Source organism: Nocardioides sp. zg-1308 (assembly GCF_013155375.1).
Classification (GTDB): domain Bacteria; phylum Actinomycetota; class Actinomycetes; order Propionibacteriales; family Nocardioidaceae; genus Nocardioides; species Nocardioides renjunii.
The window spans coordinates 194,168-207,740 of sequence record NZ_JABJQY010000001.1; the positions used below are offsets into that span (position 1 = coordinate 194,168).

The following is a 13,573-nucleotide window of genomic DNA, read 5'->3' on the forward strand; positions in this document are numbered from 1 at the left end:
GACCGGACAATGGCGCACATGCGCCGCCGGCTGGTCCCCACGCTGCTGTTCCTCGCCCTGGCCGGCCTCTACGCGCTGACGACGAACCCCGACCCGAGCCCCGACGCGTGGACGGCCGACTTCGCCGCGCGGCACATCGCCATGACCGGCGACCCCGTGCCGGACATCGGCGACTTCCCGCTCCTGGACGACAACGTCATCCGCGAGACCTGGATCGTGGAGACCGCCGACGGCCGTGAGGCGGTCGGCCGCGCTCCCGGCGTCATCGCCGCATCGGTGCCGGCGTACGCCGTCGCGCGACCCGCCACGGTGAGCCCGCTCCCCGGCGCCCTCACGGCCGCGCTGCTCACCGCGACGGCCGTGCTGCTGTTCTTCCTCCTGCTCCGCGACCGGCTGGGCACGCGGCGCTCCCTGGTCGCAGCGGGCCTGCTCGGACTCGCCACACCGGTCTGGTCGGTGGCCGCCGACGCCGTCTGGCCGCACACGCTCACCACGCTCGGGATCGTCGGCACGGCGTGGGCCGCCGACCGCGGCCGGTGGTGGCTCGTCGGCGTCTTCGGCGGCGTGCTGCTGTGGGGCCGGCTCCACGCCGCGGTGATCTGCGCCGTCGTGGGCCTCGGCCTCGCCTGGTCGCGCGGCCGCTCCGGCGTCGCGTGGCGGGTCGGGACCGCGGCGACTGCCGCCCTCGCGCTGAGCGCGTGCTGGACCCGCTGGATGTACGGCTCGTGGGACCCGACCTCGGGCTACCGGGCCTCCGACTTCACGAGCGGGGTGGCGGGCCACGCCCTCGACCCGCTCAACCACCTCGGCTTCCTCGTCTCGGCCGACCGGGGGCTGCTGTGGTGGTGCCCCATGCTGCTGGTCCTCGGCCCGACGGCCTGGCGGCACCGCGCCGGGCTGCCGGACTGGAGCCGCTGGCTCGCCGCGGCAGGGGCGTCGTACCTGCTCGGCCAGGCGGTGCTCAACCGCTTCAGCGGCGGCGACCACTTCTACGGCTACCGCACCAGCCTCGAGCTGGTGGTCTGCCTGTCGCCCGCGCTCGCCCTCGCCTCGCCGCACCTTTCACTGCGCGCGAAGCGGTGGTTCGTCCCGGTCGCGGTGCTCCAGGTCGCGCTCGTGGCGCCGGGCGCCGTGTCCGACGACATGTACGTCCCGGTGCGCGACGTGTGGTGGCGCAACGCCTTCCTCGACGCGCTCGTGCTGCGACCGGGCGAGCTGCTGCCGCTGGTCGCGGCCACGATGGCCGCCGCGCTGCTCGCCGTACGCCTGCTGCACACGGGTCGTGTCGCCCGCTGGCTCGACGGGACCGACCCCTGGCCGCCCGTGCGCACCGTCCCGGGGGTGGAGGTCAGAGGTTGCGCGCCACCGTCGCCGACAGGCGGACGGCTCGCCGCGCCCAGGCGGGGCTCGCGCCCGCCAGCCCGCAGGTCGGGGTGACCACGAGGTGCTCCGCGACCACCTCCGGGTCGAGCCCGAGCATGTCGAGCCACCGCTGCACGCGCTCGGTGATCGGGGCGTCGGACGGCTCGGTCGCCGGGTCGGTGGACGGTACGACGCCCAGCGCCGCCGTGCGCCCCGCCTCCAGCGCCTCCGCGAAGGTGTCGAGGTCCGCCGGGCCGAGCACGTCGAGGTCGGCCGAGAGCCCGGCCACCCCGGTGCCGGCCACCAGGGCCCACGGGGTCTGCGGCGCGCACGAGTGGACCCACGCCTCGCCGCCGGCGTCGGTGATCGCGGCGACCACCCACTCGAGGTGGGCCGACAGCTCCGGCGGGTCGACGCGGCGGTGCCGTCCGAAGCCGCTGGCGGTGGGCACCTGCGCGTGGGCGACGGCGGCCAGGGCCGGCTCGTCGACCTGCACGATCCAGCGGTCGACGCCCCGCACCCGGCGGCGCAGGTCGGCGAGGTGCGCACCGACGCCCTCCGCCAGGCCCTGCGCCAGCTCGCGCCGGGCACCGTGGTCGCTGAGCACCTTGTCACCGCGGGGCTTCTCCACCGTCGCGGCGAGCGTCCACGGCCCGGCGACCTGCGTCTTCAAGGCGCCGGTCGCCCCGTCCGCGAGCTCCTCGAGGGTGTCGAGGTCCTGCGCGAGGAGTGATCGCGCCCGCCGGTGGTCGACGCCGCTGGTGTCGGTCAGCCGCCACCCCGCGGGCTGGAGGTCGGCCGCGAGACCGTCCACCACCGCGAGGCCGCGGCCGGTCAGCGCCGCGGTGACGCCACGGCCGGGCAGCTCGGGCACGTGCGGCAGGTCGCCGAGCTCGTCGAGCACGAGGCGGACGGCCTCGGCGTAGTCGTGGTCCCAGGTCCCCGGCAGCGAGCCGATCCCCGTGGCCGTGCTCACGCGTCGCCCGCCTCGGCCAGGAGGCGCGCGGCCGCTCCGTCGACGGACCGGCTGGACGCGCTGACCAGTGCGACGCCCACACCGTGCTCGCGGTCGATCCCGACGAAGGACCGGAAGCCCCCGGTGCCGCCGTTGTGCCAGGTGACGGTGCGCCGCAGCAGCGGTCCCGTCAGCCACGCGGCGCCGATCTGCAGCCGCCCCATGAAGGGCGCGACCGGGTCGAGGGCGTCGGCACCTGCCACGCTGCGGTCCAGCAGCGCCCGGAGCAGCACCGCCAGGTCGGCCGCCGAGGAGCGGACTCCCCCGGCCGGCGCGACCGCCTCGTTGGCCCACGCCTCGACCTCGGTCCCGGACCTGTTGCGCGGCGCCACGGCGCCGGGTCGGAGCCGGTCGGCGGAGGTGGCCACGTAGGTGTCGGTCAGCCCCAGCGGTGCGGCGAGGCGCTGCGCGACCAGGTCGGCGTAGGACGTCCCCGCCGCGGAGGCGACCGCGTGGCCCAGCAGCTGGAAGCCGAGGTTGGAGTAGGCCGGCTTCGAGGTCGTGCGGACCTTCACGTCGTCGAGCCGGCGCAGCAGCTCGGGCAGGTCCTCGCGGTAGGGGTTGCGGCCCTCCCGCCACAGCTCCCACGTCCGGCGGACCGGGTGCGTGCCCGGCGCCAGGCGCGGCAGCCCCGACGTGTGCGTCGCGAGCGCCGAGAGGCGGATCCCGGCCAGGGCCGGCGGGACGGCGAGGTGGGCCCCCAGCGCGGCGTCCTCGGACACCTCGCCGCGGGCGACGGCGTCGCGCCAGAGCAGGCCGGTGACGCCCTTGCTGACCGAGCCGAGCTCGACGTCGCCGTGCGGGTCCGTGCCCACGGCGTCGACCTCGTCGCCGGCCGGCGTCACCAGCGCCGCGACGTACGTCGTGTGCCGCGGGCCGAGGAGCTCGCCGGCCCGGGCGGCCAGCGCGGAGCGGGTGGTCACGCCGGCGCCCCGACCGGACGGGTCGCGGTGATGGTGGCCGACCCGACCACGCGGGTGCCGTCGTAGACGACTGCAGCCTGGCCGGGGGCGATGCCCTCGGCCGGCTCGAGGAGCTCGATGTCGACGCGGTCGCCGTCGACCACGACGGTCGCGCGGTGCTCCGCGCCGTGGGCGCGCAGCTGCACCGTGCCGTCCACCCGGTCGGGCACCGTGCCGCACCAGCGCGGCCTGGTGCCGGTGATGCGGTCGACGGCCAGGCGCTCGCGGGGACCGACGGTGACGGTGCCGCTCACCGGCTCGATGTCCAGCACGAACCGGGGCTTGCCGTCCGCTGCGGGGGTGCCGAGCCGCAGCCCGCGCCGCTGGCCGATGGTGAAGCCGTAGGTGCCGGAGTGGCTGCCCACCGTCTCGCCCGTGGTGACGTCCACGATGTCGCCGCCGTGGTTGGGAGCGCGGTCGCCGAGCTTCTCGCGCAGCCAGCCGGCGTTGTCGCCGTCGGCGACGAAGCAGATGTCGTGGGAGTCGGGCTTGTCGGCGACCAGCAGGCCCCGGGCCTCGGCCTCGCGGCGCACCGCCGGCTTGTCGGTGTCGCCCAGCGGGAACATCGAGTGCCGCAGCTGCTCCTGGTCGAGCACGCCGAGGACGTAGGACTGGTCCTTGCCGTGGTCGCTGGCGCGGTGCATCTCGATCAGCCCGTCGGCCCCGGTGCGCAGCTGCGCGTAGTGGCCGGTCGCCACGGCGTCGAAGCCCAGCGCCAGCGCCCGGTCGAGCACGGCGGCGAACTTGATCTTCTCGTTGCAGCGCAGGCACGGGTTCGGCGTGCGGCCGGCGGCGTACTCGTCCATGAAGTCCTCGACCACGTCCTCGTGGAAGCGGTCGGAGAGGTCCCAGACGTAGAACGGGATGCCGATGACGTCGGCCGCGCGGCGCGCGTCGTTGCTGTCCTCGATCGTGCAGCAGCCGCGGGCGCCGGAGCGGTACGACGCCGGGTTGCGGCTCAGCGCGAGGTGGACGCCGGTGACGTCGTGGCCGGCGTCGACGGCGCGGGCGGCCGCGACGGCGGAGTCCACCCCGCCGGACATGGCGGCGACGACCCTCATCGGTCGATCCTCATCCGGTCGATCCTCATCGCGCCCGGGCGGCGCGGGCGCGCTCGACGACGGGGCCGATCGCCTCGACCAGCGCGTCGACGTCGGCGGGCGTGCTCGAGTGGCCGAGCGTGAAGCGGAGCGAGTGGCGGGCCTGGTCGTCGTCGCAGCCCATCGCGAGGAGCACGTGCGACGGCTGCGGCACGCCGGCGGAGCAGGCGGAGCCGGTCGAGCACTCGATCCCGCGGGCGTCGAGCAGCATCAGCATCGAGTCGCCCTCGCAGCCGGGGAAGCCGAGGTGCGCGTTGCCGGGCAGGCGCAGCGGGCCGGCCGGCGCCCCGTGGAGGTGGGCGTCGGGGACGACCTCGACCACGCGGCGCACGAGATCGTCGCGGAGCTCGGCGACGCGCAGGGCGTGCTGGTGCTGGGCCTTCACCGACTCCTCGACCGCGGCGGCCAGGCCGGCGATGGCCGGGACGTCGAGGGTGCCGCTGCGGATGTCGCGCTCCTGCCCGCCGCCGTGCACGAGGGCACTGACCTCGAGGTCGCGGCGTACGACGAGCGCGCCGACGCCGTAGGGGCCGCCGACCTTGTGCCCGGTGAAGGTCAGCGCGTCGACGCCGGACGCGGCGAAGTCGACGGGCACCTGGCCGAGGGCCTGCACCGCGTCGGTGTGGACGGGGATGCCGTGCTCGGCCGCGAGGGCCACGACCTCCTCGACGGGCTGCAGCGAGCCGACCTCGTTGTTGGCCCACATGACCGAGATGAGCGCCACCGAGGCGGGGTCGCGCAGGACCGAGTCGCGCAGGGCGTCGAGGTCGAGGATGCCCTCCCCCGACACCGGCAGCAGCTCGACGTCGGCGCCGTCGCTCTGGCCGAGCCAGTGGAGCGGATCGAGGACCGCGTGGTGCTCGATGGCCGTCGACAGGATCCGCGTGCGGCGGGGGTCCTCGGCGCGGCGTGCCCAGAAGATGCCCTTGAGCGCGAGGTTGTCGGACTCCGTGCCGCCGGAGGTGAACACGACATCGCCCGGCCGGGCGCCGACCATCCCGGCGATGCTCTCGCGCGACTCCTCCACGACGCGGCGGGCGCCGCGTCCCGAGGCGTGCAGCGAGCTCGCGTTGCCGACCCCGCTGAGGTGGCGGGTCATCGCCTCGACGGCGACCGGCAGCATGGGCGTGGTCGCGGCGTGGTCGAGGTAGACGAGCGGGGGGGTCATGGCCCGCCAAGCCTACGCGGCACTCCGAGTCAGCCTTCCATCGTCCCGTGCAGCCACGGGTGGTCCGCCTGCGACCGTCGTACGGCGTCGCGCAGCCAGTCCTGCTCGGCGGCGCCCAGCAACGGCCACACCACCTCGAGGTCGGCGCGGTCCTTGGGCCGGTCCAGGCGGGCCTTGTGGTGCAGCACCACCTCCGGCCGCATGTAGCGGATGCCGTCGCCGGCCACCCAGGTCACCTCCGCCAGGGGCGCGACGTGGTCGGGGTCGCGCCGCGAGACCCACAGGCCGTCGGCGTCCTCGGCGAGGATGCAGTCGAGGAACCACGGCGCGAGCGCGTGGTCGCGCAGCCAGACCTGGCCGGCCTCGGCGTGCGGCTCCGGCCACCTGTCGTCCACGGGCCGGAGGGCGCCGCTGCCGACGCTCCAGACGTGGTGCCGCTCCCCCACCATCTCGCGGAACAGCGGGAGGTCGCGCCGCCAGATCACCAGGTCGATGTCCTCGTGCGGCCGGTAGCGACCGGTGAACGCGTCGATGGCCCAACCCCCGACGACCCACCACTCGGCGTCGTACGCCGCCATGAACGCGGCGAGTCCCGCCGGGTCGAGCGCCGCCCACTCGCCGTAGAGGCGCCGGAACGCGACCTCCTCGGCCACGTCCTCGTCCGAGGGCCGCCAGTGCGCCGCCGGCTGGTCGTCGACAGGGCTGTCCACGTCCGCGAGTGTGCCACGCGGGGTCAGCGCTCGAGCAGCACCAGGTCGTCGCGGTGGATGACCTCGCGCTCGTACGCCGCCCCGAGCGCGACCTTCAGCTCGCTGGTCGAGCGGCCGAGGAGCGCCGGGAGCTCCTCGGCGTCGAAGTTCACGAGCCCGCGGGCGACCAGCGCGCCGTCGGGACCGAGCAGGTCCACGGCGTCGCCCGCGACGAACCCGCCGTCGACGGCGGTGATGCCGGCCGCCAGCAGCGAGGCGCGACGCTCCACGACCGCCCGCACGGCGCCGGCGTCGAGGGTGAGCGTGCCCTGGCCGGACGTGGCGTGGGCGAGCCACAGCAGGCGGGTCGGACGACGCTTGCCGGTGGCCGCGAAGAGCGTGCCGACCTCGACCCCCGACAGGGCTGCCGCCGCCTGGTCGGCGGAGGTGAGCACGACGTCGATGCCCGCGCCGGTCGCGATGCGCGCGGCGTCGACCTTCGTCGTCATGCCTCCGGTGCCGACGCCGGAGGACCCGGCCGACCCGATCGTCACCGCGGCCAGGTCCTCCTCCGAGCGCACGAGCGGGACGAGCCGCGACCCCTCGCGGCTCGGCGGCCCGTCGTAGAGGCCGTCGACGTCGGACAGCAGCACGAGCAGGTCGGCGTGGACCAGGTGCGCCACGAGCGCGGCCAGGCGGTCGTTGTCGCCGAAACGGATCTCGGAGGTGGCGACGGTGTCGTTCTCGTTGACGATCGGGACGACGCCGAGCTCGAGGAGCTTGGCGAACGTCTGGTGCGCGTTGCGGTAGTGCACCCGCCGCGTCACGTCGTCGACGGTGAGGAGCACCTGGCCGGTGACGATGCCGTGCCGGGCGAACTCCTCCTGGTAGCGGTGGGCCAGCAGGCCCTGCCCGACGGACGCGGCCGCCTGCTGGGCGGCGAGCCCGCGCGGGCGGGTGGTGAGCCCGAGGGGCGCGAGCCCCGCGGCGATGGCTCCCGAGGAGACCAGGACGACCTCGGCGCCGGTGCCGCGCACCGCCGCGAGCACCTCGACGAGACGGCGTACGCGGGCCGGGTCGATGCCGCCAGCGGCCGTCGTCAGGGACGACGACCCCACCTTCACGACGATGCGCCGGGCACCGGCCACGAGGCTGGACCGCGCGGCGGAGCCGTCAGTCGTCGTCACTGCCGTCCCAGTCGGGGTCGTCCTTGCTGCCGATCTCGTAGGACATCGGGCCGACCCCGGAGCTGCCGGAGCTGCGGTTCGGTCCCTTCTTGCGCTCGGCGTCGAGGCGGCGGGCGACGTCGGCGCGCGCCTCCTCCTCGGCCTTGGTCTCCATCGCGGCGTCGATGTCGTGGCGGCGGGCGCGGGCCGGGCGCTGCTCGCGCAGGCGCTCGTCCTCGCCTCGGCGGCCGAGCATCTCGGCACCGGCCTCGATGCTGGGCTTGAAGTCGAAGACGACCGAGTTGTCATCGGGGCCGATGAGCACCGTGTCGCCCTCCTGGGCGCCCATCTCGACCAGCTTGAGCTCGACGCCGAGCCGGTTGAGCCGGTCGGCGAGGAAGCCCACGGCCTCCTCGTTGCTGAAGTCGGTCTGGCGCACCCAGCGCTCGGGCTTGGTGCCGCGGACCCGCCAGCCCTCGTCGGTCGCGAGGACCTCGAAGTCCGCGCCGCCGTCGACGGCCGGCGGCCTCAGCACGATGCGCTGCGGCTCGACCTCGGGCTTGTCGGCCCGCGACGCGGTGACGATCTCGGCCATGGCGAAGGTGAGGTCGCGCAGCCCGGCGCCGGAGGCCGCGCTGACCTCGAACACCTGCAGCCCGCGGCCGCGGAGCTCCTCGACGACCATGTCGGCGATGTCCTGGCCGTCGGGGACGTCGACCTTGTTGAGCGCGACCAGCCGCGGCCGGTCCTCGAGCCCGCCGTAGCGGGCCAGCTCGCCCTCGATGATCTCCAGGTCGTCGAGCGGGTTGCGGCCCGGCTCGATGGACGCGGTGTCGACGACGTGGACCAGGGCCGCGCAGCGCTCGATGTGCCGCAGGAAGTCGTGCCCGAGGCCGCGCCCCTCGGCGGCGCCCTCGATGAGGCCCGGCACGTCCGCGACCGTGAAGGTCGTCTCGCCGGCGGTGACCACGCCGAGGTTGGGGATGAGCGTGGTGAAGGGGTAGTCGGCGATCTTGGGACGCGCCCGCGAGATGGCGGCGATGAGCGAGGACTTGCCGGCGCTCGGGAACCCCACGAGGCCGATGTCGGCGACGACCTTCAGCTCGAGGCGTACGTCGAGCTCGTCGCCGGGCTCGCCGAGGAGCGCGAAGCCGGGGGCCTTGCGCTTGGAGGAGGCGAGCGCCGCGTTGCCGAGCCCGCCGCGACCGCCCTGCGCGACGACCAGCGTCGTGCCGTGGCCGACAAGGTCGGCGAGGACGGTGCCCTGGCGGTCCTTGACGACGGTGCCGTCGGGCACGGTCAGGACCAAGTCCTTGCCGTTGCCGCCGTTCTTGTGGTCGCCGGCACCCTGGCCGCCGTTGTCGGCGCGACGCTTGGGGTTGTGGTGGTAGTCGACGAGGGTCGTCACGCTCGTGTCGACCTCGAGGATGATCGACCCGCCCTGGCCGCCGTTGCCGCCGTCGGGACCGCCCAGCGGCTTGAACTTCTCACGGTGCACCGAGGCCACACCGTTGCCACCTCGTCCGGCTGCGAGATGCAGCGTGACGTGGTCGACGAACGAGGGGATGGCCATGGGGGAACCTTTGCGGAAGAGGTGAGTGGAGCAAATGCCGAAGGGCGCCCCGATCGTGGGGCGCCCTTCGGTTGACGTTCAGTGCAGCGGGTGGGTCACTCGCCCGGGACGATGTTGACCACGCGGCGACCGCGGCGGGTGCCGAACTCGACGGCGCCGGCCTGCAGGGCGAACAGGGTGTCGTCGCCACCGCGACCCACGCCCGTGCCCGGGTGGAAGTGCGTGCCGCGCTGGCGGACGATGATCTCGCCGGCGAGGACGGCCTGGCCGCCGAAGCGCTTCACGCCGAGGCGCTGGGCGTTGGAGTCACGGCCGTTCTTGGTGCTCGCGGCACCCTTCTTGTGAGCCATTGTTCAGTCCTTCTGCTTCGAGGAGTCTGGGGTGGGTGGTCGACCTCGAGCGGAGCTCAGAGGGAGATGTCGGTGACCTTGACCTGGGTGTACTTCTGGCGGTGACCCTGGCGCTTCTTGTAGCCGGTCTTGTTCTTGTACTTCTGGATGATGATCTTCGGGCCCTTGGTGCGCCCGGTGACCTCGACGGTCACGCTCGCCTTGTCGAGACCGGTCGCGGTGACCGTCTCGCCGTCGACGACCATCACCACGGGCAGGGTGAGGGTGTCACCCTGGGCGCCCATCGCGTCGATCTCGATGACGTCGCCCACGGCAACCTTCTGCTGCTTGCTGCCAGCGCGCACGATCGCGTACACGGCCACTCTCCTCATCAGAACTGCGGAAACTCGGGTGGGAACTCAGGGCCTGCGCACGACACCGCCTGATCTACGGGCGAGGTGCGGCCGCGGGGCGGGCACGCAGGATCGGTGTGTCGGAACACCGAGGGTCAAGAGTACGGGATCGGGTGGCGACCGGGCAAAACGACGTCCGGCCGCCCCTCCCCCGCGGGCTCAGCGCTTGCGCGCGCCCTTCTTCTTGATCGGGACGTGCTCGATGACCGGCGCGTCGGCGGAGCCGTCTGCGGAGCCGTCGACCGCGCCATCGGTGGAGCCGTCGGCCTGCGTGCCGGGCTCGACGTCGACCGTGCCGGGCTCGACCGCTCCCGAGGTGGGGAGCGTGCCCGCGACGCCGCTCGACGTGCCGCCGGTGGCAGCCGGCAGGACCGGCGGCCCGGCCGGGCGGCTGGCGGAACGACGGCGCGTACGCGTGACCACCCGCGGCTTCTCGTCCTCGACGGGAGCCTCGGTCGGGGCGTCCGCAACGAGGGCCTCGGTCGAGGCGTCCGCGACGGGAGCGTCCACGACGGCCGGCTCGACCGCCGCCGGCGCCTCCGCCGGTGCCTCCGTCGGAACCTCCGTCGGAACCTGTGCCAGGGCCTCGGTCGCAGCGTCGGCCGGAACGTCGGTCGGGACCTCCGCCACCGCAGCGGCCTCCGGCTGGCCGGACTCGGTGCCGGTCGGCGTCTCGTCGGTCGGGGTCTCGTCGGTCGGCGTCTCGTCGGTCGCCGACTCCTCGGCCTGCTTGTCGTGGCGTGCCATCGCAGCGACGTCCTTCGGCGACGGCGCGTGGTGCTCCGCCGCGCGGGACTCGCCGTTGCCGCCGTTGCCGGTGCCCTCGTCGGAGGCTCCACGCCGCCCGCGGCGACGACCGCCGCGACGACCCTCGCCGTCCTCGGGCTTCGCGTCCGGGTCGACGGGCTGGTCCTTGATGACCACCCCGCGGCCCTGGCAGTGCTCGCAGTTCTCGCTGAACGCCTCGAGCAGGCCGGTGCCGATCCGCTTCCGCGTCATCTGCACCAGGCCGAGCGAGGTGACCTCGGCGACCTGGTGGCGGGTGCGGTCGCGTCCCAGGCACTCGACCAGTCGGCGGACCACGAGGTCGCGGTTGGACTCCAGCACCATGTCGATGAAGTCGACGACGATGATGCCGCCGATGTCGCGCAGCCGGAGCTGGCGCACGATCTCCTCGGCCGCCTCGAGGTTGTTCTTGGTGACGGTCTCCTCGAGGTTGCCGCCGGAGCCGGTGAACTTGCCGGTGTTGACGTCGACCACGGTCATCGCCTCGGTGCGGTCGATGACCAGCGACCCGCCGGAGGGGAGCCAGACCTTGCGGTCGAGGCCCTTGTGGATCTGCTCGTCGATCCGGTAGGTCGCGAAGATGTCGCCGCCGGTGCCGCCGCGCTCGAACCGCTCGACCCGCTCGGCGAGGTCGGGCGCCACGGACTCGACGTAGCCGTGGACGGTGTTCCACGCGTCGTCACCCTCGATGACGAGCTTGGAGAAGTCCTCGGTGAAGAGGTCGCGGACCACCTTGAGCGTGAGGTCGGGCTCGCCGTAGAGCAGCTGCGGGCCGGAGCCCTTGTGGCCGGACTTCTTCTCGATGTCCTCCCACCGCGACTTGAGGCGCTCGACGTCGCGGGTGAGCTCCTCCTCGCTGGCACCCTCGGCCGCGGTGCGCACGATGACGCCGGCGGTGTCGGGGACGATCTCCTTGAGCAGCGACTTGAGGCGGTTGCGCTCGGTGTCGGGCAGCTTGCGCGAGATCCCGGACGTGGTGCCGTCGGGCACGTAGACGAGGAAGCGGCCGGCGAGGCTGATCTGGCTGGTCAGGCGGGCGCCCTTGTGGCCGATCGGGTCCTTCGTGACCTGCACCAGGACCATCTGGCCGCTGGAGAGGACCGACTCGATCTTGCGGGGCTGGCCCTCCTTGTGGCCCAGCGAGGACCAGTTGACCTCACCGGCGTAGAGCACCGCGTTGCGGCCCTTGCCGATGTCGATGAAGGCGGCCTCCATGGACGGCAGGACGTTCTGCACGCGGCCGAGGTAGACGTTGCCGATCAGCGAAATCTGCGACTCGCGGGCGACGTAGTGCTCGACGAGCACCTTGTCCTCCAGGACGCCGATCTGGATCAGGTCCTGGCGCTGGCGGATGACCATGACCCGCTCGACCGACTCGCGGCGGGCCAGGAACTCGGCCTCGCTCACGATCGGCGCCCGGCGGCGGCCGGCCTCGCGGCCCTCGCGGCGGCGCTGCTTCTTGGCCTCGAGGCGCGTGGAGCCCTGGACGGAGGTGATCTGGTCCTCGGCGGACCGGGTCTTGCGCACCCGCGTCACGGTGTTGGGCTCGGCGTCGTCCGACCCGCCCTCGTCGCCCGCGCGCCGGCGGCGACGGCGGCGTCGCGAGGAGCCCTCGCCGTTGCCGTCCGTGCCGGCGTCGGCTCCGTTGGCGTCGTCACCGGAGTCGGCGGTGTCCGTGGAGGCGTCCATGGAGGAGTCCTCGTCGGAGCCCTCGGTCGCCTCGGTGTCGTCCCCCTCGCCCTCGGCGGAGTCGGAGGACTTGCGCCGGCGGCGGCCACCGCGGCGACGGCGGCGGCGGGCGGTGCCGCCCTCTCCGTCACCCTCGCCGTCACCCTCGTCGTCGTCCGGACCGGACGTGGCGTCCTGGTCCTCGATCGTGTCGGCCGCGACGTCGCCGAGGGCGTCGCCCTGGGTGCCCAGCGCCATCGCGTCCTCGGAGACGGGCTCGTCACCGGCCTCGTCCGCGGGAGCCTCGGCGGCCTGGCGCCCACCGGACTTCTTGGCGCCGGACCTGCCGGACGCCTTCCTCGCCGACCGCTTGCGCGCGGTCGGGGCGTCGTCGGTCTCGGGTGCCGCCGCGGGTGCGGCGTCGGCGGGCTGGTCCGTCGCCGCGGCCGCGTCCTCGAGCGCCACCTCGTCCTCGTCCTCGGTCTCGAGCTCGGGCTCGACCGGGACCGGCTGCGGCTTCTTGCGGGTGCGTCGGGTGGTCGTGGTGACGACCGGGGGCTGGAACAGGACGGCGGGGCCGGCGGGCGCACCGGCGGCGGCCCTCGTGCTCGTGTCAGCCGCGGTGTCGGAGCCGGTGTCGGAGCCGGTGTCGGAGCTGGTGTCGGTGGCGGCGTCGGCGTCCGTGGCGGTGGCCGGGCCGGCCTCGGTGGTGCTCGCGGCCTTCTTGGCCGCCCTCTTGGCGGGCGCCTTGGCCGTGCTGCGACGGGCCGCGGTCTTCTTGGCGGGCGCCACCTCGGCGGCCTCGGCCGCCTCGACGGCAGCCGACAGCTCGGCCGGCTCGGGCACGTCGGTCGCCGCGGCGTCGGGCTCGGCGACCGCCTTCTTGGCGGTGGACCGGCGGGCCGGCGCCTTCTTGGCGGGCGCGCGCTTGGCGGTCTTCCTGGCAGCCGGGGCCTCGGCGGCGGCAGCCGTGTCAGTCGGGACGTCGGTGGGGACGTCGGTGGGCACGTCGGTGGGGCTGGTCGCTCCGGAGCCGGCGTCCTGGGCCGCGGCGGCGGCCTTCTTGGCGGGGGCCTTGCGCGTGCGCCTCGTCACGACGGGCGCAGCGGGGGCGGTCGCCTCGGGGGCACTGGCCGCGGCACTGTCACCGGCGGAGGAGGGAGTGCCCTCGGTCTCGGTGCGGTCGGGCTGGTCGTCATCGAGCATGTGGTGCTCCTCGGGCACCGTCACGGTGCCGATACGGCGTCCACCGCTCTCGTGTGGCGATCCCGGGGACGCAAAGCTTCTGTGGCGGCGACCCCCTCCGCGGATGCGTCTCCGAGCGGCCGATCCGTCACCTGCC

At 74.4% G+C, this 13,573-nt stretch carries 11 protein-coding genes; 1 reads left to right on the forward strand and 10 read right to left on the reverse strand.

Annotated features, from left to right (window positions below):
- The first annotated feature begins 18 nt into the window (after positions 1-18).
- Positions 19-1,437, forward strand: a complete 1,419-nt coding sequence (locus HN031_RS00945; RefSeq protein WP_172265029.1) for a hypothetical protein — start codon at positions 19-21, stop codon at positions 1,435-1,437.
- On the opposite strand, the gene HN031_RS00950 is transcribed toward HN031_RS00945, so the two are convergent.
- From HN031_RS00950 to HN031_RS00995, 10 genes are all read right to left on the reverse strand, one after another.
- Positions 1,349-2,338 carry a methionine synthase gene (locus tag HN031_RS00950; RefSeq protein WP_172265032.1) on the reverse strand — a complete coding sequence of 330 codons (990 nt, stop codon included), beginning with the start codon at positions 2,336-2,338 and terminating at the stop codon, positions 1,349-1,351. The genes HN031_RS00945 and HN031_RS00950 overlap by 89 nt on opposite strands.
- The gene (locus tag HN031_RS00955) at positions 2,335-3,300 is read right to left on the reverse strand and encodes a serine hydrolase domain-containing protein (RefSeq protein WP_172265035.1); all 966 of its coding nucleotides are present in this window, start codon (positions 3,298-3,300) and stop codon (positions 2,335-2,337) included. The genes HN031_RS00950 and HN031_RS00955 overlap by 4 nt, the downstream gene beginning before the upstream one ends.
- The gene (gene mnmA / locus HN031_RS00960) at positions 3,297-4,400 is read right to left on the reverse strand and encodes a tRNA 2-thiouridine(34) synthase MnmA (RefSeq protein ID WP_172265038.1); all 1,104 of its coding nucleotides are present in this window, start codon (positions 4,398-4,400) and stop codon (positions 3,297-3,299) included. Before mnmA ends, HN031_RS00955 begins: the two co-directional genes overlap by 4 nt.
- A gap of 25 nt (positions 4,401-4,425) precedes the next feature.
- Positions 4,426-5,607: a cysteine desulfurase family protein gene (locus HN031_RS00965; RefSeq protein ID WP_172265041.1), complete on the reverse strand. Its 1,182-nt coding sequence runs from the start codon at positions 5,605-5,607 to the stop codon at positions 4,426-4,428.
- A gap of 29 nt (positions 5,608-5,636) precedes the next feature.
- Entirely contained in the window at positions 5,637-6,317 is a 681-nt protein-coding gene (locus tag HN031_RS00970; RefSeq protein ID WP_172265044.1) for a hypothetical protein, read from the reverse strand.
- 23 nt (positions 6,318-6,340) lie between these two features.
- Positions 6,341-7,483 carry a glutamate 5-kinase gene (proB, locus tag HN031_RS00975; protein WP_172265047.1) on the reverse strand — a complete coding sequence of 381 codons (1,143 nt, stop codon included), beginning with the start codon at positions 7,481-7,483 and terminating at the stop codon, positions 6,341-6,343.
- Positions 7,470-9,035 carry a GTPase ObgE gene (gene obgE, locus HN031_RS00980; protein WP_172265050.1) on the reverse strand — a complete coding sequence of 522 codons (1,566 nt, stop codon included), beginning with the start codon at positions 9,033-9,035 and terminating at the stop codon, positions 7,470-7,472. Before obgE ends, proB begins: the two co-directional genes overlap by 14 nt.
- A 95-nt stretch (positions 9,036-9,130) precedes the next feature.
- The gene (rpmA, locus tag HN031_RS00985; protein WP_172265053.1) at positions 9,131-9,385 is read right to left on the reverse strand and encodes a 50S ribosomal protein L27; all 255 of its coding nucleotides are present in this window, start codon (positions 9,383-9,385) and stop codon (positions 9,131-9,133) included.
- 56 nt (positions 9,386-9,441) lie between these two features.
- Positions 9,442-9,741 (reverse strand): 50S ribosomal protein L21, encoded by a 300-nt coding sequence (gene rplU / locus HN031_RS00990; protein ID WP_172265056.1) that lies wholly within the window; start codon positions 9,739-9,741, stop codon positions 9,442-9,444.
- A 195-nt stretch (positions 9,742-9,936) separates the two neighbouring features.
- Positions 9,937-13,437 carry an Rne/Rng family ribonuclease gene (locus HN031_RS00995; RefSeq protein ID WP_172265059.1) on the reverse strand — a complete coding sequence of 1,167 codons (3,501 nt, stop codon included), beginning with the start codon at positions 13,435-13,437 and terminating at the stop codon, positions 9,937-9,939.
- Positions 13,438-13,573: the final 136 nt, after the last annotated feature.

Excerpts from the sequence above, each read along its gene's own strand:
- rpmA (WP_172265053.1), bottom strand. The coding sequence starts at position 9,385 with ATGGCTCACAAGAAGGGTGCCGCGAGCACCAAGAACGGCCGTGACTCC.
- HN031_RS00965 (WP_172265041.1), bottom strand. The coding sequence starts at position 5,607 with ATGACCCCCCCGCTCGTCTACCTCGACCACGCCGCGACCACGCCCATG.
- HN031_RS00945 (WP_172265029.1), top strand. The coding sequence starts at position 19 with ATGCGCCGCCGGCTGGTCCCCACGCTGCTGTTCCTCGCCCTGGCCGGC.
- HN031_RS00995 (WP_172265059.1), bottom strand. The coding sequence starts at position 13,437 with ATGCTCGATGACGACCAGCCCGACCGCACCGAGACCGAGGGCACTCCC.
- mnmA (WP_172265038.1), bottom strand. The coding sequence starts at position 4,400 with ATGAGGGTCGTCGCCGCCATGTCCGGCGGGGTGGACTCCGCCGTCGCG.
- obgE (WP_172265050.1), bottom strand. The coding sequence starts at position 9,035 with ATGGCCATCCCCTCGTTCGTCGACCACGTCACGCTGCATCTCGCAGCC.